Below are 19,998 nucleotides of genomic sequence, written 5' to 3'. Positions count from 1 at the left end.
CGACGGCCGGGACGGAGCACAATCGCGGCATGCGGTCAGAGTTATCCCGGATCTCACTGGACGGGCAGCCCAGCTGTGCGTGTGCGCCCGGACGGAGCGTCGGGTAGGTGGCACGGATGAGCGAGCCGAGCCCGTATGTGGAGTTCGACCGGAAGCAGTGGCGCACCCTGCGCAAGTCGACTCCCCTGGTCCTGACCGAGGAGGAACTGACCGGCCTACGTGGTCTCGGCGAGCAGATCGATCTCGAGGAAGTGGCCGAGGTCTACCTGCCGCTCGCCCGTCTCATCCACCTGCAGGTCGCGGCCCGCCAGCGGCTGTTCGCCGCCACCGCGACCTTCCTCGGGGAGAAGCATCCCGACAAGCAGGTGCCGTTCGTGATCGGCGTCGCGGGCAGTGTCGCGGTCGGCAAGTCGACCACCGCGCGTGTGCTGCAGGCGCTGCTGGCCCGCTGGGACCACCATCCCCGGGTCGACCTGGTGACCACCGACGGTTTCCTCTACCCCACCGCCGAACTCACCCGCCGCGGCATCATGCACCGCAAGGGTTTCCCCGAGAGCTACGACCGGCGCAAGCTGCTGCGGTTCGTCACCGAGGTGAAGTCCGGCGCCGAAGAGGTGTGCGCGCCGGTCTATTCGCACAAGTCCTACGACATCGTGCCCGACGAGAAGCACTGTGTGCGCCAGCCCGACATCCTCATCGTGGAGGGCCTCAACGTGCTGCAGACCGGTCCGCGGCTGATGGTGTCGGACCTGTTCGACTTCTCCATCTACGTCGACGCCAGGATCGAGGACATCGAGAACTGGTACGTGCAGCGCTTTCTCGCGCTGCGCGAGACCGGCTTCGCCGACCCCGACGCGCACTTCCACCACTACGCCGGGTTCAGCGACGAGCAGGCCACCGCGGCGGCGCGCGACATCTGGAACTCCACCAACCGGCCCAACCTGGTGGAGAACATCCTGCCGACCCGCCCGCGCGCGACCCTGGTGCTGCGCAAGGACGCCGACCACACCATCAACCGGTTGCGGCTGCGCAAGCTCTGATCAGCGGTGCGTCGCCCGCACCTCGATCACGTCGCGCAGCACCGTCTTCCCGTCGACGGTCAGGTCCCCGGCGATGGTGCCGAACGGCGCCGCCGCGCCGGTGTGGCGCAGCTCGACGGCGAGCGGATCGGTGAGGACGCGCAGGGCCGGGTCGGCGCCGGCCTGGGTCCAGCCGTCGCGGTAGCGCCACACCGTCGAGGACCCGAGCTGCTGCGGTTCGTCGCGGTTCCAGACCAGGCGGGTCAGCACGACATCCGTGCCGTCGCCGCGGATGTCGGCGATCGAGCTGCACGACGGGAACGGCGGGCCCACGGAATCCACTGTCCCGGTGGCGAGATCGAGCCGGTGCACCGAGGCGGTACCGCAGGCGACATTGTCGCGGCTGTAGCCCGCCACGACGACCGAGCGTCCGCCGGGCGCGATCGCCGCCTGCCGGAACGGCGTGTTCACCTCGGCGATGCGGCCGAACTGCCGCACCGCACCGGAATTCAGGTCGACGACATAGAGGTGATTGATGCCCCAGTTCGCGCCGGGGACGGATTCGATCCGGGTGAGCACGGCGCGGTCGCGGTCCAGGGCGATCAGCTCGGTGCCGGTGAGGGCGGCGCCCTCCCCCAGCGGATCACGCGGCGTGGGCAGCGAGATCGACCGCAGCACAGTGGGATCGGGGGTGCGCAGGTCGGCCTGCATGATCGCGCCGTCGCGCCACCAGCCGACCACCGCGTCGTGCAGCGGGAACACCCGGGCGCACCGGCAGTCGATGCGGCCCGAGGCGACCAGCAGCTCGGCGACCTCCAGCGCGCTCACCACACCGGCCCCGTCGACCGCGTAGGCCAGCGAATTGTCCTGGCTGAAACCGATATCGCGATAGTCGCCGACCCGGTCGCCGCGCATCCCCGAGGCATCGGCGATCCCCATCCCGGTTGTCGTGCGCACCGCGAACAGCGGCGCCGATTGCGGTGCCGCCGTCACGATCTGCGGCCCCTGCGGCGTGGCGGGCGCGCATCCCGCCCCGAGGACCGCGACCGCCGCCGCGGCGACGACCATCCGTAACCCACTGATCCGCATCACTACCTCCGGCGCTCCCCCGCCTCGGCGCCACCGTGCAGCGCCGATCGGCCGGGCGCTGTGCCCGGCGCGCGGGTATACGGACCCGACGCCGCAGTGGTTCGATCGGCTTCCGAAGCCGGGACTCGTGCCCGGTAATCGGTCGCCGTCGCGCTCCAGCACTACCCGGCAGCGCGGCGGAACCGCCCGCCGGGGTCGCGGTCGATCACCACGGCCGAGGCCGTGACGGCGCGGAGCCACCCGGATCGGTCGAGCCAGCGGCGGATCGTGGGGCCGATCTACCTTCGGGTCGCGGCAGGCGCGCCCAGCGATACCACCTGGGTGGCGAGTTCGGTACGCGTGCCGTCCTTTTCGACGACGAGCACCCCGCGTGGGGTGTCGCGTGCCGCCGTCGGATCACCCGCGACGACCTGGATCACCGATTCCTGCGCGCGCGGCAGCATGTCGACCACCGGCTGCTCGCCGACCGGCGCCCAGCCCTGGGCCGCCGACTGCAACCGGTCGACGGCGCTCGGCGCGCCGGCCAGGTCGGCCCACTTCCTGGTGGCGACGGTAATCGTGCCGTCGCCGCCCCAGCGCGGGCTGTAGGCCGACGAGCACTCGCCCGGCAGCGCCGGCAGCGCCTGCACGGCGTTGGAGCGGGCGTCGATGGTCGCCACGTGGCCGGTGCCGCAGGACGCGCTGCGTGCGGTCGTGCCCGCCAGCACGAAGGTATGGCCGTCGGGTCCGGCGGCGGCCGACAGGTTGGCGTCGAGACCGGGCACGCGACCCAGCGGCAGGATCGCCTCGGTGCCGATCGCGTAGAGGTGGCTCTTCTCCCACCACAGGCCGCGCGACTCGACCCGGGCCAGCAGCAGGAACTCGTCGGTCGCCGCGACCAGCCTGGCCCCGTCCCACGAGCCGCCCGAGAGCGGACTCGGCGAATCCGGCAGTGTCACATCCTGTTCCGGTGCCGGGGGCGCGGTGCCGGACAGGTCCATGGTCATGATCTGCCCCGGTTCCCGCCACCACGCCAGCACCGAGCCGCGCACCGCGACGGCGTCGGTGCAGTCGCACTCGACCCGCGACACCGCCCCGTCGGCGGCCCGGACCGTCACCAGCGTCTTCGACCCCGACTCCACCGCGAACGCGAACTCGCCGTTCCTGGTGAAGTTCACCGCGGCCGACGAATAGCCGAAGCTGCCCGGCGCGCGGAAGGTGTCGGCCCCGCGCACCACCGCCAGCTCGGCCTCGGTGCGATAGGCGAACACCGCGCCCGACGCCTGTGGCTGGTCCTCGGGCGTGATCCGGGGCGGTGCCGTCCGGTCGGCGCCGCAGCCCGCGACGAGCAGCACGGCACTGGCCACCGCGCCGAGCGCCGCGATCCGCGCGCGCCGACTCGATCCCGGCTTGGTCACAACTCCCACAGCTCACCCCTGCACGTGTCGTCGGGCCTGGTCTCGCGCAGCAGCGTAGCCCGCGCGCGCCGGGGATCGGGGCGACTCTCCTACAACTCCCGGACCGCGTCGATCCGCTGGTCGTGGTGCGCGAGCCCGAGGACCTCACACGCCGAAGCGACGGTGCCGCGCGGCGTAATCACGCAGCGCGCGCAAGAAGTCGACCCGGCGGAACTCCGGCCAATACGCCTCGGTGAACCAGATCTCCGAATAGGCGCTCTGCCACAGCAGGAATCCCGAAAGCCGCTGCTCACCCGAGGTTCTGATGACGAGGTCCGGATCCGGCTGACCCGAGGTGTAGAGATGCTGCCCGATCGCGTCGACCGTGATCGACTGCACGAGGTCCTCACCCGACTCGCCGGCGGCGATCTCCTGGCGCACCAGCGAACGCACCGCGTCGGTGATCTCCTGGCGCCCGCCGTACCCGACCGCCACATTCACGTGCACACCGTCGCGACCGCTCGTGCGCTCGGCCGCCACCCGCAGCCGCTTCGCGATCAGCTCGGGGAACCCCGCCAGCGAGCCGACGATCCGCACGCTCCAGTTCTGCTCCGGCGCCGACAACTCCTCCACCACATCGGTGATGACCTCGAACAGCGTCTCCAGCTCGTCCGGATCCCGGCGCAGATTCTCCGTCGACAGCAGATAGACGGTCACCATCTCGATGCCCTCGTCCGAGCACCAGCCGACCAGCTCGGCGATCTTCAGCGCGCCGACCCGATGACCGTGGCTGACATCGGTGAACCCGTTCTCGCGCGCCCAGCGGCGATTGCCGTCACACATCACGGCGACATGGCGAGGATGCTGCTTGTCCGCCAGCTGCTTGGACAGCCTGGCTTCGTAGATGCGGTACGGCAGACCACGCACCCGACCGAGAAACTCCACGCCCGCACCCTACGCCTGGACCGCCTCTGCGGGTATTTCGCCGGTCGCGAGGGGGACGTGGATCGCTGTGGGGGTGGGCACGTTTGTGGTGGTGGGGGTGGGTTCTGACGTACTGTGGACGATAACTTACGGTACCGTAGGTTTGGACCTTGGAGGATGCGTGGAGGCTGTGCGGGCTGGAGTCGAGGAGCCGGTCGTGCTCGGCAAACCGCTGCTGCGGGGGTGGATTCACACGTGGGCGGTGGGGGTCGCCGCTGTCGCGGTGACGGTGCTCGTGGTGTTCGGGTTCCGGGAGTCGCCGACCGCGGGCTGGTCGACGCTGCTCTACGGGGTCTCGGTGTGCGCGCTGTTCGGGATCAGCGCGGTCTATCACCGGGTGACCTGGCGCAGCGTGCGGGCGCGGGTGCGGATGAAGCGGGCCGATCACTCGATGATCTTCCTGTTCATCGCCGGGAGCTACACGCCGTTCGCGCTGCTCGGGCTGCCCGGGTCGACCGGGCTGACCTTGCTGGCCGTCGTGTGGGCGGGCGCGCTCGCCGGGGTGGCGCTGAAGCTGTTGTGGCCGACGGCGCCGCGCTGGGTCGGGGTACCGCTGTACCTGCTGCTGGGGTGGGCGATCGTGCCGGTGGCGCCCGAACTGCTGCACAATGTGGGTGTCTTGCCGCTGGTCCTGCTGGCCGTGGGCGGGGTGATCTACAGCGTCGGCGCGATCCTCTACGCGACGAAGTGGCCGAACCCGTGGCCGACGCACTTCGGGCATCACGAGTTCTTCCACGCCGCCACCGTGGTCGCGGCGCTGTGTCATTACGTCGCGATCTGGCTGGTCGTGCTGGGCTGAACGGCGCGTGCGCGCGGTGGGCGCGGCGGAGCCTTCTATGCTCGATATTCGTGTCACCCGTCAGCGCAGCTCGTGATAGCCGGGCGTTTCGGCGCGCCGGACCCGGGCGTGCGCGATGAACCGGCTGGTCCGCTGGGCGCTGCGCAGCTACTGGGGCCTGGCGCTGGTCGTCATCACCGCCAATATCGTCGGCCTCGCGGCCATCTTCCTCATCGCCTGGGCCGACGGCGTCTTCAGCCGGGTCGGGCCGAACTGGCAGGAAGCGGCCTCGCTGCTGGCCATCTATCCCACCTTCGCCGTCGGCGTCGGCATCGCGATGGCCATCTACGACCGGCGCCGCTATCTACGCTGGCTCGACGACGGCCGTAAGCCGACCCCGGAGGAGGCGCGGCGCCTGATCGCGCTGCCCGCGGCGATCACGGTGCGCGCGGTCGTGCTGTGGATCCCGGGCATCGCGCTCACGGTCTGGCTGGTCGACCGGTTCACCGACTACGACAACAAAGCGGTCGTGATCGCCGGATTCGCGCTGGGCGCCCTGGAATCGGCGGGCGCGACGTACTTGATCCTGGACCGGCTGATCCGGCCCGCCGTCCCCATCATCACCGCGGTGCTCGGACCCACCGTGCATCCGAGCTCGACCGTGCTCGTGCGGGTGCTGGTCACCTGGGCGGTGTCGAGCGCGCTGCCCGGCCTGATCATCATCACGGTGCTCAACGACCCGGCCACCCCGGCCGAGGACCGGGTGCGCGCCGCCTGGATCTTCACGCTGGTCGCCCTCGCCGTCGGTGCACTCGCCACCGCGCTGCTCGCCCGCTCGGTCGCCACCCCGATGCGCACGATGTACCGGGCGCTGGACCGGATCACTCGGGGCGAACTCGACGTCCGGGTGCCCGTCGGCAGCGCCAGCGAGATCGGCAGGCTGGAACACTCCGTCAACGAGCTGGCCGCGACCCTGCAGGACCAGCAGCACACCGAGGACATCTTCGGCAGGCACGTCGGCTCGACCGTCGCCGAACGCGCGCTGTCGGGCGGTTCCGGCCTGACCGGCGACGTGCGGATCGTGTCGGCGCTGTTCGTCGATGTCACCGGATCGGTGCAGCTGTCGGCCGAGATGGCGCCGGAACAGTTCGTACACAAGCTCAACCGGCTGCTCGCGACCGTGGTGGCCGCCACCGAGGACAACGGCGGCCTGGTCAACAAATTCGCCGGCGACGCCGCCCTGTGCATCTTCGGCGCCCCCTCCGCCCTCGACGACAACGCCACGCCCGCCCTGCGCGCCGCCCGCCGCATCCGCGACGAGGTCGTGGCTACCGGCGAACTCGACGTCGGCATCGGCGTCGCCCGCGGCCAGGTCTTCGCCGGTGACGTCGGCGCCGACACCCGCCTCGAGTTCACCGTCATCGGCGACGCGGTCAACGAGGCCGCCCGGCTCACCACCATGGCCAAGAACGTCGACCGCCGCGTCCTGGTCAGCGACGCGGTCCTGCAGGCCGCGACCGCCACCGAGCGCGCCCGCTGGAAGCGCTACAAGGACCTGCGCCTGCGCGGCATCCCCGGCCGCACCCGCACCTGGACCGATATCAAGCCGGGACGGTAGCCCGAGGCGTCAGCCGCGCAGGGCGGCGGTCAGCGCGGTCGGGTCGGTGACCGGGAGGTCGCAGACCGAGCCGCGGCAGACGTAGGCGGCGGGAGCGTCCTCGACCAACGGGCGGTCGGCCAGCAGCGGCGCGGAGTCGGGCGGGCCGGCGAGCACGATCGCGCCACCGGGAGCCGAGGTGCGCGCGGCCGCGAGGAGTTCGGTGGCGGCGGAGGACTTCTCGGTGGCGGTGATCGCCACCTGAAGGGGGCCACGCAGCGCGGCTTCGGCGACCGAGAGCCAGTGACCGGCGGTGCGCGGGGCGCGGGCGAGCAGGACCGCGCCGCGGGCGAGGGTGTGCTCGGCGAGCTCGCGGTAGCGGACGGCGCGCTCGGTCTCGGCGACGGCGGAGGCGGTCAGCAGGGCTTCGGCGAGGGCCGAGGAACCCGCCGGGGTGGCGCCGTCGACCGGGTCGCGCGGACGGGCGACGAGGGTCTCGGCGTCGTCGGCGGTGTCGAACCAGCTGCCGGGGCGTTCCGGATCGGCGAAGTGGTCGATCGCGCTGTCCAGCAACACCTGTGCGGCGGCGAGCCAGTCGGGCTCGCCGGTGGCCTGGTAGAGGGCGAGCAGGCCGGTGGTGAGCCAGGCGTAGTCCTCGAGGACGCCGGGCGGGGTGCCCGCGACGCCGTCGAGCGAGGCGCGGCGCAGCCTGCCGTCGACCAGGTGGATATCGAGCAGGAAGCGCGCGCAGCGGACCGCGGCCGCCACCCACGACGGTTCCTCCAGTGCCGCACCGGCTTCGGCGAGCGCGGTGATCACCATGCCGTTCCAGGCGGTGACCACCTTGTCGTCGCGGGCGGGCTGCGGACGCTGGGCGCGCAGTTCCAGCAGCCGGGTGCGCAGGCGGTCGAAGCGGGCCGACTGTTCGGCGTCGACGGGATCGCTGCGGCGGGTGAGCACCGAGGTGCCCTGTTCGAAATTGCCGCCCGTGCTGACGCCGAAAGCCTCTGCCGCCCAGACGCCGTCGAGCGGGCCGAGGTCGCCGATCAGTTCCGAGGGCGTCCACACATAGGTGGCGCCCTCGACCCCGGGGCCGCCCGGTTCCAGGTGGGTGTCGGCGTCGAGCGCCGAGGCGAACGCGCCGTCCGCGGTGCCGAGATCGGCGAGCAGGAATTCGACCGTCTCGCGAGTCACGCGGTGCGGCAACGACTCCAGCGGCGTCGGGGGCACGCGGCGGGCGAGATGAGCGTAGGCGCGCAGCAGCAGGGCGTTGTCGTAGAGCATCTTCTCGAAGTGCGGGATGAGCCAGCCCGCGTCGACCGAGTAGCGGGAGAAGCCGCCGCGCAACTGGTCGTAGATGCCGCCGCGGGCCATCGCCTCGGCGGTGCGCTCGACCAGGTCGAACACGGCCTGATCACCGGTGCGCTCCCAGTGCCGCAGGAGACCTTCCAGCAGCGCCGACGGTGGAAACTTCGGCGCCCCACCGAAACCGCCGTGCTCGCGGTCCTCGTCGGCGGCGATCGCCAGCACCGCCTTGTCGAGAAGTTCCGGTACGACGGCGAATTCGGCGTCGGGCAGCCCGGTCGCCTGCGCCCGCAGCGCGTCGGTGACCTGCTCGGCCGCCTTGTCCACGTCCTCGCGCCGGTTGCGCCAGGTGTCGGTGATGGCGCTGAGCAGCTGGGTGAACGACGGCATCCCGCCGCGCGGCTGTTTCGGGTAGTAGGTGCCGCAGTAGAACGGCGCGCCGTCAGGGGTGAGGAAGCAGGTCATCGGCCACCCGCCCTGCCCGGTCATGGCGACGGTCGCGTTCATGTACACCGCGTCCAGGTCGGGCCGTTCCTCCCGATCCACCTTCACGCACACGAAGTCGGCGTTCATCTGCTCGGCCGTGGCCGCGTCCTCGAACGACTCGTGCGCCATCACATGGCACCAGTGACACGACGCGTAGCCGATCGACAGCAGGATCGGCACATCCCGCTCGGCCGCTTCCGCGAGCGCATCGGCATCCCACTCCCGCCAATGCACCGGATTGTCGGCATGCTGACGCAGATACGGCGAAGTCGCGCTACCCAACCGGTTCACAGTGCCAGCCTTCCAGATCGGTGAGACCTCAGCCTAGTGCTGCCCCGTTTCCCGGAGAGTGACCCATGCCACTGGTGGACCCTGTCAGGAAATCCGGAGCTGTCTCGTTCAAGGAGCACACGAAGCAGACAGGGAGCCAATCATGAAGCACCGCATCGTCGTCCTCGGAGCCGGTTACGCCGGGGCCTTCACCGCCGGGTATCTGGCCCGTCAGCTGCACACCGCCGACGTCGAGATCACCGTCGTCAATGCCGCACCCGACTTCGTCGAGCGGCTGCGTCTGCATCAGCTCGCCGCCGGGCACGATCTTCCGCACCGGCCGCTGACCGAGATCTTCGCCGGCACCGGCATCGAGCTCCGCGTGGCCCGGGTGACCGGCGTCGACGTGGACCGCCGGACGGTGACGATCACCGACGACGTGGGTACCGACCGCCTCGGCTACGACACCCTGCTCTACACGCTCGGCAGCACCGTCGCCGAGCACGGGGTTCCCGGCGTCGCCGAACATGCCTTCCACGTAGCCGCCCGGCAGTCCGCACTGCGCCTGCGGGCCCGCTTGGACGAACTGACCGAGGACGGGCAGGTCCTGGTGGTCGGCGGCAATCTGACCGCGATCGAGACGGCCACCGAGATCGCCGAAGCCCGTCCGGGGCTCCGCGTCGGTCTGGCCACCAGCGGTGAGCTGGGCGGCTGGCTGGGGCCGAAGGCGCGCGCGCACCTGCGGCGCGCCTTCGACCGGTTCGGCATCACGGTCCACGAGCACACCGAGATAGCGCGGGTCGAACAGCACGGAGCCGTCGCCGTCGACGGAACCGTGCTCGCCGCCGACGCGACCGTGTGGGCCGCCGGGTTCGCCGTCGGGCCGATCGCCGCCGCCAGTGCGCTGGCGGTCGAGCCCGACGGCCGGATCACGGTCGACCGGCAGATGCGGTCGATCTCGCACCCGGAGGTGTACGTGGCCGGCGACAGCGTCTTCGTCCTCGGCGAGAACGGGCTGCCCCTGCCGATGTCGTGCGCGTCGGCGGGATTCACCGGCGCGCAGGCGGCGGCGGCGATCATCGGTGACCTGACCGGGCGCAAGATCAAGGCGACCAAGCTGTCCTATGTCGGCAACCATGTCAGTCTCGGGCGCGAGGACGGCATCTTCCAGCTGGTCGACGGCCGGGCACGCGCCAAGTCCGGTGCCCTGCGCGGGCGACCGGCGGCGCGGGTCAAGGCGGCGATCGTGGCGACCAGCGCCTGGGCGATCAGCCGCCCGACCTTCGGTAGGCCGAATCACCGATACCGCTTGGCCACCGACCGCGCGGTCTCGCCCCGGGTGGTCCCCGCCTAGGGTCGTGCGCATGGACCTCGTCGCCGTGGAGCACTTCGAGGCCAGCCGGAACCGGCTGGCCTCGTTGGCGTACCGCCTCCTGGGTTCGGCCGCCGACGCCGAGGACACGGTGCAGGACGCGTTCCTGCGGTGGCAGGACGCCGACCGGGAGTACGTCGACGTGCCGGAGGCGTGGTTGACCAAGATCGTCACCAACCTGGCGATCGATCGCCTCCGCTCGGCCCGGGTACGCCACGAACGTTCGGTCGGCGCGTGGCTGCCCGAGCCGCTGCTCGACGGCGATCCCATGCTGGGTCCGGCCGAGACCGCCGTACAACGCGAATCCGTGACGCTGGCGGTGCTGCTGCTGATGGAGCGGCTCTCGCCGGTCGAACGGGCCGTCTACGTACTGCGCGAAGCCTTTTCCCACAGTCATGCCGAGATCGCCGGGATTCTCGGCATCACCGAGTCCGCGAGTCAGCAGCATGCCCACCGGGCCCGGCGCCGAATCACCGCCGCGGGCAACGAGACCGGCACCGACCAGGCGGCCGCACGGCGGATCGTCGAGGCGTTCGTCGCGGCCGCGACGTCGGGCCGGACCGAGCGCCTGGTGGCCCTGCTGACCGACGACGCGACCGGCGTCTCCGACGGCGCGCTCGGCCTGGCCGGCACGCTGATCCGGTACTCGACCCCGGCCCGGCTCGCCGCCGCGGTGCGGATCGGCTTCACGCCGACGCCCGCCAAGCACGAACTCGTCGGCGGCTCGCCGTCGATCCATGCGGCCGTCGTCAACAGGTGCCCGGCCATGCTGTTCACGCTCGACGATCGCGTTCTCGGGGTGGCGATCCTGGAGATCCGGGACGGCAAGATCGCCGGCGTCGGCAGTGTCTCCGCCCAGACCCGGCTCGGTCGACTCACCGAGCGATGGCGACAGCGCCCGCGCGACGCCCCGCTGATCGAATCCTGGTGAACACGAACAGGTCTCACACTTCCCCAGCGATCGCGACATGGGCCGCGATGGCGCCGACGGTCAGGCGGAACGGGGAGTACACCGCCAGGTCCCATCGGGTGAACAGGGTGCGCTCGGCGAGCGACCCCGAGTAGACCGGACCCAGGGACCCGCGGAGCAGGAGGCCGCCGGCGATGGTGGCGACGGCCGCGCGGCCGAGGCGGGCGGGCAGCGGGCAGCGGTGCCACGGGAGCCGTCGGGCGGCAAGGATCTCCTCGCGAATCTCAGCCGACCGGGGACAGCGGCGCTCGCCAGGCCGGCCTGCGCCCGATGGTCACCCAGCGCAGCAGCCACTCGGCGGGCCCGTATCGATACCCGCGCAGCCACAGCGCGCTCACCCACAGCTGCACCGCGAAGATCACCGCGGCCAGCGTCATCGTCTCGAGCGGAGACAAGCGCCCGGCCAGGCCGAACCCGACTCCGGTGAACAGGATCAGCCCGATCGCGGACTGGCCGAGGTAATTGGTCAGGGCAATCCGTCCCGCCGGCGCCAGCGCCGAGCGGATCCACGCGGTGCGCGGACTGTGCATCAGACGCAGCAGCGTCGCGACATACGCGGCGGCGAGCAGCGGCGCGGTGGCCACGCTGACGGCGACGGCCACCGTATGCCCATTGCCGCCACCGAAGGTGTACGCCAGACCACCGGCCACACCCACCGGAAAGCCGATCCACTGGACGCGCCGCAGGATCGGTTCGTCGCCACGCACCCGCGCGAGCACCTTCCGCCGACCCGCGACCAGGCCGAGCAGGAACATCGCGAGCGCGGTCGGCCCCTGCAGAGTGAGCGCTTGCAGGATCAGCAGCCACAGGCCGTCGAGGTGCCGGCCGATGATCTCGCCCCAGCCACCCAGCATCGCCGCGGTCGACTGCTCGGCGGCGGCACGCGCCTGCTCCGCCGACGGCAGCACGGCCGACGCGTCGAGGAACAGCCCGCTCGACACGAGGCCCACCAGCACGACGCCGTACAGCGCGGCGGCCACCCGCAGCGCGGTGCGGTCCGCGCACCCCCGCATCCAGAACAGGACCAGACCGGCCACCGCGTAGGTCGTCAGCACATCCCCGCCGTACAGGAACACGATGTGCAGCACGCCGAGCAGGAACAACCCCGCGATCCGGCGCAGCATGCGCGGCTCGAAGGCGGCCCCGGCCGCGGCCGCCGATTCCATCTGCAAGGTGAAGGAGTAGCCGAACAGGAAGGAGAACAGCACATAGAACTTCATGTCGACGAACACCGACGACACGCCGCGCACGACCTCGTCGAGACGCGAGGTGAACTGCGGGTCGACGACCAGATTGCCCGGATACCCCGAGGCCATGAAGGTGATGTTGACGACGAAGATCCCCAGCAGCGCGAAGCCGCGCAGGGCGTCCACATCGTGCACCCGGGACCCGGGAGCGACCAGTTGATCGGTCATGAGATTGCCCGTCTCGTAGATAGTGTCTAGGAGATAGTATCTCAGGGAGACTAACTATGGCGATAGTATTCCCGCAGCGGCCGAGCCGACGCCGCCGAACTCCGAGGAGGTAGTTGCCGTGACGGCCGACGAGGCGATCCCCGCCGACCTGGCCAGGCTCTGGCGACTACCCACCCCGGCCCGGCTCGGACGACCGGCCGAACTCGATGTCGACACGGTCGTGCGCACCGCGGTGGACCTGGCCGACCGGGGCGGCCTGGACGAGGTGACGCTGACCAAAGTCGCGGCGGCCCTGGGCTTTACGAAGATGGCGCTCTACCGCCACGTCGGCTCGAAGGACGAGCTGTTCGAGCTGATGGCCGACTTCGCGCTCGGTCCCGCGCCGACGTGGACGACCCCGGCCCAGTGGCGCGAGGGACTCCGCCGCTGGGCCCACGCCCTGCTCGCGGCCTACGCCGCGCACCCGTGGGTGCCGCAGCTGCCGATCGCCGGGCCGCCGCGCGGACCCCACGCGATCAGCTGGATGGATGCCGCGCTGCGCCCCCTCGCGGCGACCCGGCTCGACTGGGCGACCAAGGTGGGCGTCGTGATGCTGGTGAGCATGCACGTCCGGCAGGCGAGCCTGCTCACCCAGCAATTGACCGACGGCAGAGCGGAATCCGGCCTGAGTGAGTCCCAGGTCAACCAGAACTACGGCGCCGCGCTGGCCCGGCTCGTCGACGCGGAGCGATTCCCGGAGGCGGCCGGACTCTTCGCAGCGCCGGTCTTCCGGTCGCCGTCGGACCAGCCCGCCGACAGCGACTTCGTCTTCGGTCTCGAACTGATCCTCAACGGCGTTGCCGCGGAGATCGGTGCGCCACAAGACGATCGGTGAGGAACTCGACCATCTGGGCCCGCGCGGCCTTCGCCTGGGAAACCAGTCCGGGCAGGGTGATGAAGGCGTGCGGCGCGCCGGGATGTTCGGCGAGCCGCACCGGGGTCCCGGATTCGCGCAGCCGCTCGGCGTAGCGGCGGCCTTGGTCGGCGACCGGATCGACCGTCGGGATCAGGACGAGTGCCGGGGCCAGCCCTGCCAGCTCGGCGTAGAGCGGCGAGACCGCGCAGGCATCCGAGCCCGGCGGAACGGCCAGCCGCTGGAACAGATCGAGGCGTGGGCGGGTCAGCATGGGGCTGTCGGCATGCTCGGTCATCGAGGGATAGTCGAACATCGTCGCGGTGAGGTCGACGGCCGGATTGACCAGGATCTGCGCCCGGAGCGGGAATTCGGTGGCCGCGGCCCGGATCGCGGCCATGGCGGCGATCAGGCCGCCGGTGCTCTCCCCGGCCACGGCGACCCGTGCCGGATCGATGCCCCAGTCCTCGGCGTGCGCGACCACGTGGCGCAACACATCCCAGCCGTCGTCGACGGCCGCGGCCAGCGGAGTGCCCGGCGCGAGCAGCCGATGCTCGACCGAGACGACGAGCGCGGGCAGACGGGCGGCGAGATGACTGTTGGCCCAGTCGCATTGGGTCGCGGTGCCGACGAATCCACCACCGTGGACGTGCACGATCAGCGGCAGGGGCGTGGCACCGTCGCGCACCGGCCGGTACACCCGCACCGGGAGCACGCGATCGGGCAGGACCACTTCCCGCCAATCGATCGCGGCGCCACGATCGGGAGAACCGGTGATCACGCGGGCGAGACGGGCGGAGGCCTTGCGGTTGGCGGCATCCCGGACGACGACCAGCTCCTCGGGCGTGAGCGACGGCCAGTCCGGCTCCTTCTGTAAGGCGTGCAGCAGCCGTACGCCCCGGGGCGCTCGTTCGCGTGCGGTCATATCGATCCTCCTCGCTCACGCCGCGTCACCGATGACGCGGTTTCGGATACGACACACAGCATCGGCCGTAGGCCGATCGAGGTATTGGACAAATATTCCCGTCGCGGATCCCGTGCCACGTCCAGGTGTACCGGGACCTGTCGCCTCCGGCGGACGCACTCGTTCGCGGCGCGACGATCGATCAGCGATGTCGCCGCCCAGCGGATCAACCGACGGTCGCGGTCGCGTACGGCCGACCGGCCCACGCGACATCGTCGACCGAGAGCCACGGCGCGCTCGCCGGCGCCGCCGGTGTCGGCCCGGTGAAAGCCCCGCCTCATCACCGGCGTCGACGAGAAACCCGTCCCCGAAATCGAGGAAGACCGTCACCGCCGGATACGGCACCAGCCGCAGCTCGACATCCGTCGTGGCCCGCCCGGCGAACCCCGCCATCGCCACCCCCGGCAGCGACGACCCCGGGACCGCGACATCCACCGCGGCCCCGGCGATCCGAACCGGCTCGACAGGCACACCGCCATCGGACGAGCGGTCGACGAGGCCGTCGTCCGCCCTCGAAAGTGCTGCTCAGCGGGCGGAGGTGGGGCATGATGAGAGGTGCAGACCGTATCGTGCAATCGAACAGGAAGACGCGAAACCGCTGATGGCATCGCAGCTGACACTCTCGGCACAGCGCGCTGCGCTGGAGCGGGAGTGGGCGCAGTGGGTGCCCGCGGGGGAATCGGCGCTCGGGCGGAGTTCGGCCGTGCGGACCGAGGTGGCGCAATCGTGGCTGCGGTCGTTGCGGACGGTGGATCCGGGGCGGGACTGCGCCCCGGAGAGCGAGACCGACATCGGGCCGCGGTGGGCGGAGTCGCCGCTGCGCGGGCCGGTGACCGAACTCAAGGAACAACTGCACAGCGTCGCCGACGACGCCGGATACGTCGCCGCGGTGACCGACGCGTCGGGCACCATCCTGTGGACCTACGGCGGACCGGTCATGCGCAGGCGGGCCGAGCAGGTCAACTTCGCGCCAGGGGGCCGTTGGGACGAGGCGCACATGGGCACCAACGCCCTGTCGCTGGCGTTGCGCACCGATCAGCCGCACACCGTGTTCTCGGCCGAGCATCTGGTCGCCGCCCTGCACGGCTGGGTCTGCTACTGCGCGCCGATCCGCGCCGCCGACGGCACCCTGCTCGGCGTGCTCGACCTGTCGACCACATGGAAGCGCTCCCATCCGCTGGCGATGGCGACCGTGCGCACCATGACCACGGCCATCGAATCCAAACTGCACGCGGCGCTGCCCGCGCCGGCGGGCATGCGGCTGACCTGCCTGGGCACCGGCCGGTTGATGCGCGACGGCACCCCGATCCGGCTGCGCCCGCGCCAGCTCGAGATCCTCACTCTGCTCGCCCTCGACGACGACGGCTACAGCCATGAACGCCTGCACTACGCCGTCTACGGCGATCGAGCGGTCGGCGCGAGCACGCTGAAATCGGAGATGTCCTACCTGCGCCGCGCGACCGGCGGCGACATCACCAGCCGCGTCTACCGCTTCACCACGGCCCTGTCCTGCGACGCCGTCGACGTCGTGCGCGCGCTCGAGACCGGCGACCTCGACACGGCCGTCCGGCTGTATCACGGTCCGCTGCTGCCGGATTCGGACACGCCGGGCATCAGCGAATGGCGCGACTACCTCGAGGTCGCCATGCGCAATGCCGTGCTGGCCAGCCCCGACGCCGACCACGCGCTCACCTACGGCGAGGCCGCCCCCGACGACATCGCGGTGCACGAACACGCCCTGGCCCTGCTGCCCCCGCGTGACGCGCGCCGCGCCGTCGCCGCGGCCCGCCTGCACAGCGCACTTCGCGCCTGATCGGTCCGGCTTCAACGTTTCATCAACCCTCGCGGCGGATAGTGATGGGCGTCACGCTTCACCGGAATCAGCGAGGAGCCTCCGCACATGATCTACGCCAAGCCGGGCACCGAGGGCAGCATCGTCAGCTACGCGCCGCGGTACGACAATTTCATCGACGGCAAGTGGGTCCCGCCCGTCGAGGGCCGGTACTTCGAGAACACCTCGCCGGTGGACGGGCAGCCGTTCTGCGAGATCGCCCGCTCGACCGCGGCCGACATCGAACTGGCCCTCGACGCCGCCCACCGCGCCGCCGACGCCTGGGGTGCGACCTCCGCCGCCGAGCGCGCCAACATCCTGAACAAGATCGCCGACCGGATCGAGGCGAACCTCGAGGCGCTGGCCGTCGCCGAGACCTGGGACAACGGCAAGCCGGTCCGCGAGACCCTGGCCGCCGACCTGCCGCTGGCGGTCGATCACTTCCGCTACTTCGCCGGCGTGCTGCGGGCGCAGGAGGGCGGGATCAGCGAGGTCGACGCCGACACCATCGCCTACCACTTCCACGAGCCGCTCGGCGTGGTCGCCCAGATCATCCCGTGGAACTTCCCGATCCTGATGGCGACCTGGAAGCTGGCGCCCGCGCTCGCGGCGGGCAACGCCGTGGTGCTCAAGCCCGCCGAACAGACCCCGGCCTCGATCATGAAGGTGGTCGAACTCGTCGCGGATCTGCTGCCGCCGGGTGTGCTCACCGTGGTCAACGGCTTCGGTGTCGAGGCGGGCAAGCCGCTGGCGTCGAGCCCGCGCGTGGCCAAGGTCGCCTTCACCGGTGAGACCACCACCGGCCGGCTGATCATGCAGTACGCCAGCGAGAACATCATCCCGGTGACGCTGGAGCTGGGCGGCAAGAGCCCCAACATCTTCCTGCCCGACGTGATGGCCGCCGACGACGACTTCCTGGACAAGGCCGTCGAGGGCTTCGTGATGTTCGCGCTCAACCAGGGCGAGGTCTGCACCTGTCCCTCGCGCGCGCTGATCGCGTCCTCGATCTACGACGAGTTCATGGCCCGCTGCGTGGAGCGCACCAAGGCGATCGTCAGCGGCAATCCGCTCGACGAGGCCACCATGATCGGCGCGCAGGCCAGCAACGATCAGTTCGAGAAGATCCTGTCCTACATCGACATCGGCAAGAAGGAAGGCGCCGAGGTCCTCACCGGTGGCTCGGTGCGCGCCGTCGACGGGCTGGCCGGGGGCTTCTACATCGAGCCGACCATCTTCAAGGGCAGCAACGACATGCGCGTGTTCCAGGAGGAGATCTTCGGTCCGGTCGTCGCGGTGACCACCTTCGACTCCACCGACGAGGCGCTGAAGATCGCCAACGACACCCTCTACGGCCTCGGCGCCGGCGTGTGGACCCGCGATATGAACACCGCCTACCGGCTGGGCCGCGGGATCAAGGCGGGCCGGGTGTGGACCAACTGCTACCACGCCTACCCGGCGCACGCGGCGTTCGGCGGCTACAAGAAGTCCGGCATCGGCCGCGAGAATCACAAGATGATGCTCGACCACTACCAGCAGACCAAGAACCTGCTGGTCAGCTACTCGCCGCAGAAGCTCGGCTTCTTCTGATGGCGCGACGCTGATGGTAGGGCGAGTAGACCTCACCGACCAGGCGGCGACGCTGCTGCGGGAACTGACCGGGCAGCACGGCCCGGTCATGTTCCACCAATCCGGCGGCTGCTGCGACGGCAGTTCCCCGATGTGTTACCCACGCGGCGAGTTCCGCGTGGGCGCCTCGGACGTGCTGCTGGGATATCTGCCGGGCGAGACCCCGTTCTGGATGAGTGCCGACCAGTTCGAGTACTGGAAGCACACCCATCTCACCGTCGACGTGGTGCCCGGCCGGGGCAGCGGCTTCTCGCTGGAAGCCCCCGAAGGCGTGCGGTTCCTGATCCGCTCGCGCCTGCTCACCGACGACGAGGTGGCCGCGCTGGAATCCCAGCCGCCGCCACCCACCGGTGACACCGTTCAACAGTGATGTGAAACACGCGCAATCACATCGTTTCCGCAGGTCGGCGGCGCTCGATACGCGCCGCTGACCTGCGGGTTCCACGGCCGTAACAGTCGTCAACCATTCTTCAACCCTCGACGATCACCGTTGCCGTCGCTACGCGCTTGTTTGTTGATGAGGAGATTTCCCTGTGAGTACCGACGCGATTCCCGCCGCGGGGTCGGACACCCCCGCCGACGACTATCTCGCCAAACGCACCCTGCGCTCCGGCTCGGCCGGCTGGGTGCTGCTGGCCGGCCTCGGCGTGAGCTATGTGATCTCCGGTGACTACTCCGGCTGGAATTTCGGCCTCGCCGAGGGCGGTTTCGGTGGTCTGCTGATCGCCGCGATCGTCATCGCGGCCATGTATCTGGCCATGGTGCTCGGCATGGCCGAGCTGTCCTCGGCACTGCCCGCGGCAGGCGGCGGCTACACCTTCGCCCGGCGCGCGCTCGGACCGTGGGGCGGATTCGCCACCGGCACAGCGGTTCTCATCGAGTACGCGATCGCGCCCGCCGCCATCGCCACCTTCATCGGCGCCTACGTGGAATCGCTGAACCTGTTCGGGATCACCGACGGCTGGTGGGTGTATCTGGCGGTGTACGCGCTGTTCATCGGCATCCACCTCGGGGGCGCGGGCGAGGCGCTCAAGGCGATGTTCGTGATCACCGCGATCGCGCTGGTCGGCCTGGTCATCTTCGCGATCGCCGCGCTCGGCAAGTTCGACGTGGCCAACCTGACCAACATCGCGCCCGACCCCGACGCCGCCGGTTCCTCGTCGTTCCTGCCGTTCGGCTACCTGGGTGTCTGGGCAGCGATCCCCTTCGCCATCTGGTTCTTCCTGGCCGTCGAAGGCGTGCCACTGGCGGCCGAGGAGGCCACCGAGCCGGAGAAGAACGTGCCCAAGGGCATCATCGTCGCGATGCTGCTGCTGGTGGTCACCGGCGCGGTGGTGCTGTTCCTGGTGACCGGCGCGCTCGGCGCCCAGGGCGCGTCGTCCTCGGGCAACCCGCTGGTCGAGGCGCTCGGCGACAGCCCGGCGGCCAAGGTGGTCAACTACATCGGCCTGGCCGGTCTGGTGGCCAGCTTCTTCTCCATCGTCTACGCCTACTCCCGGCAGACCTTCGCGCTCTCGCGGGCCGGCTATCTGCCCACCAGCCTGTCGGTGACCAACTCCCGCAAGGCGCCGGTGCTGGCGCTGATCGTGCCGGGTGTCATCGGCTTCGCCCTCTCGCTGACCGGCGAGGGCGCGATGCTGCTGAACATGGCCGTGTTCGGCGCGGCCGTGAGCTACGTGCTGATGATGGTGAGCCACATCGTGCTCCGGGTCCGCGAGCCGAACATGCCGCGCCCCTACCGCACCCCCGGCGGCATCGCGACCACCTCGTTCGCCCTGGTCATCGCGGCGGCATCGGTCGCGGCGACCTTCCTGGTCGACCCGAAGGCGGCACTGTTCACCCTCGGTGTGTTCTGCGCCTTCATGGCCTACTTCGGCCTCTACAGTCGCAAACACCTGGTCGCCAAGTCGCCCGACGAGGAATTCGCCGCGCTGGCCAAGGCCGAACAAGAACTCGAGTAACCGCACCCCAGGCACCCGGCGGCGACGCGATCGCCGCCGGGTCACCGATCCCGCGAAAGGAGG

At 70.6% G+C, this 19,998-nt stretch carries 16 protein-coding genes; 10 read left to right on the top strand and 6 right to left on the bottom strand.

The genetic code is table 11. The features are described from left to right. The first annotated feature begins 107 nt into the window (after positions 1 to 107). Positions 108 to 1,040, top strand: a complete 933-nt coding sequence (gene coaA / locus ACIO52_RS04305) for a type I pantothenate kinase (protein WP_218719534.1) — start codon at positions 108 to 110, stop codon at positions 1,038 to 1,040. On the opposite strand, the gene ACIO52_RS04300 is transcribed toward coaA, so the two are convergent. The 3 genes from ACIO52_RS04300 to ACIO52_RS04290 form a co-directional block, all read right to left on the bottom strand. Continuing rightward, positions 1,041 to 2,108, bottom strand: coding sequence for a hypothetical protein (locus tag ACIO52_RS04300; protein WP_402641564.1), 1,068 nt, complete (start codon positions 2,106 to 2,108; stop codon positions 1,041 to 1,043). It lies immediately after the preceding gene. 278 nt (positions 2,109 to 2,386) lie between these two features. After that, positions 2,387 to 3,514, bottom strand: coding sequence for a hypothetical protein (locus ACIO52_RS04295; protein WP_218719532.1), 1,128 nt, complete (start codon positions 3,512 to 3,514; stop codon positions 2,387 to 2,389). Positions 3,515 to 3,649: 135 nt separating this feature from the next. Beyond that, positions 3,650 to 4,429: an isoprenyl transferase gene (locus ACIO52_RS04290; RefSeq protein WP_218719531.1), complete on the bottom strand. Its 780-nt coding sequence runs from the start codon at positions 4,427 to 4,429 to the stop codon at positions 3,650 to 3,652. A gap of 169 nt (positions 4,430 to 4,598) precedes the next feature. Here ACIO52_RS04290 and ACIO52_RS04285 point away from each other — a divergent pair, with 169 nt between their 5' ends. Continuing rightward, positions 4,599 to 5,267, top strand: a complete 669-nt coding sequence (locus tag ACIO52_RS04285; RefSeq protein ID WP_218719583.1) for a hemolysin III family protein — start codon at positions 4,599 to 4,601, stop codon at positions 5,265 to 5,267. A gap of 115 nt (positions 5,268 to 5,382) precedes the next feature. Continuing rightward, entirely contained in the window at positions 5,383 to 6,864 is a 1,482-nt protein-coding gene (locus ACIO52_RS04280) for an adenylate/guanylate cyclase domain-containing protein (protein ID WP_342801025.1), read from the top strand. A gap of 9 nt (positions 6,865 to 6,873) precedes the next feature. Here the strand turns inward: ACIO52_RS04280 and ACIO52_RS04275 are convergent, their stop codons facing one another. Next, positions 6,874 to 8,925 (bottom strand): thioredoxin domain-containing protein, encoded by a 2,052-nt coding sequence (locus ACIO52_RS04275; RefSeq protein WP_342801024.1) that lies wholly within the window; start codon positions 8,923 to 8,925, stop codon positions 6,874 to 6,876. Between the two features lie 142 nt (positions 8,926 to 9,067). Here ACIO52_RS04275 and ACIO52_RS04270 point away from each other — a divergent pair, with 142 nt between their 5' ends. After that, positions 9,068 to 10,258, top strand: a complete 1,191-nt coding sequence (locus ACIO52_RS04270; protein WP_402641558.1) for an NAD(P)/FAD-dependent oxidoreductase — start codon at positions 9,068 to 9,070, stop codon at positions 10,256 to 10,258. 10 nt (positions 10,259 to 10,268) lie between these two features. After that, a complete protein-coding gene (locus tag ACIO52_RS04265) occupies positions 10,269 to 11,207 on the top strand; it encodes a sigma-70 family RNA polymerase sigma factor (RefSeq protein WP_402641555.1) in 939 nt (312 codons plus the stop codon). A 263-nt stretch (positions 11,208 to 11,470) separates the two neighbouring features. Here ACIO52_RS04265 and ACIO52_RS04260 read toward each other — a convergent pair whose 3' ends face one another. Continuing rightward, the gene (locus ACIO52_RS04260) at positions 11,471 to 12,661 is read right to left on the bottom strand and encodes a DUF418 domain-containing protein (RefSeq protein ID WP_402641552.1); all 1,191 of its coding nucleotides are present in this window, start codon (positions 12,659 to 12,661) and stop codon (positions 11,471 to 11,473) included. A 118-nt stretch (positions 12,662 to 12,779) separates the two neighbouring features. Between ACIO52_RS04260 and ACIO52_RS04255 the strand changes: the two genes are divergently transcribed. Next, the gene (locus ACIO52_RS04255; RefSeq protein WP_316576030.1) at positions 12,780 to 13,535 is read left to right on the top strand and encodes a helix-turn-helix domain-containing protein; all 756 of its coding nucleotides are present in this window, start codon (positions 12,780 to 12,782) and stop codon (positions 13,533 to 13,535) included. On the opposite strand, the gene ACIO52_RS04250 is transcribed toward ACIO52_RS04255, so the two are convergent. Further along, positions 13,489 to 14,478 carry an alpha/beta hydrolase gene (locus ACIO52_RS04250; RefSeq protein WP_402641550.1) on the bottom strand — a complete coding sequence of 330 codons (990 nt, stop codon included), beginning with the start codon at positions 14,476 to 14,478 and terminating at the stop codon, positions 13,489 to 13,491. The two genes, ACIO52_RS04255 and ACIO52_RS04250, sit on opposite strands and share 47 nt — an antisense overlap. Before the next feature lie 640 nt (positions 14,479 to 15,118). On the opposite strand from ACIO52_RS04250, the gene ACIO52_RS04245 reads away from it, so the two are divergent. The 4 genes from ACIO52_RS04245 (at position 15,119) to eat (ending at position 19,935) form a co-directional block, all read left to right on the top strand. Continuing rightward, positions 15,119 to 16,330: a helix-turn-helix domain-containing protein gene (locus ACIO52_RS04245; RefSeq protein ID WP_218719523.1), complete on the top strand. Its 1,212-nt coding sequence runs from the start codon at positions 15,119 to 15,121 to the stop codon at positions 16,328 to 16,330. Between the two features lie 87 nt (positions 16,331 to 16,417). Continuing rightward, positions 16,418 to 17,935 carry an aldehyde dehydrogenase gene (adh, locus tag ACIO52_RS04240; protein ID WP_402641545.1) on the top strand — a complete coding sequence of 506 codons (1,518 nt, stop codon included), beginning with the start codon at positions 16,418 to 16,420 and terminating at the stop codon, positions 17,933 to 17,935. A 13-nt stretch (positions 17,936 to 17,948) separates the two neighbouring features. Continuing rightward, complete coding sequence (locus ACIO52_RS04235; RefSeq protein WP_218719521.1) at positions 17,949 to 18,344, top strand: DUF779 domain-containing protein; 396 nt, start codon at positions 17,949 to 17,951, stop codon at positions 18,342 to 18,344. Positions 18,345 to 18,507: 163 nt separating this feature from the next. Next, on the top strand, positions 18,508 to 19,935 hold the full coding sequence (gene eat, locus ACIO52_RS04230) for an ethanolamine permease (protein ID WP_218719520.1): 1,428 nt from the start codon (positions 18,508 to 18,510) through the stop codon (positions 19,933 to 19,935). Positions 19,936 to 19,998: the final 63 nt, after the last annotated feature.

The organism is Nocardia sp. NPDC087230, from assembly GCF_044744725.1.
In the GTDB taxonomy this organism is placed as follows: domain Bacteria; phylum Actinomycetota; class Actinomycetes; order Mycobacteriales; family Mycobacteriaceae; genus Nocardia; species Nocardia canadensis.
The sequence above is the reverse complement of the archived record's forward strand: the minus strand, read 5'-3'. Positions and strand labels throughout refer to the sequence as shown.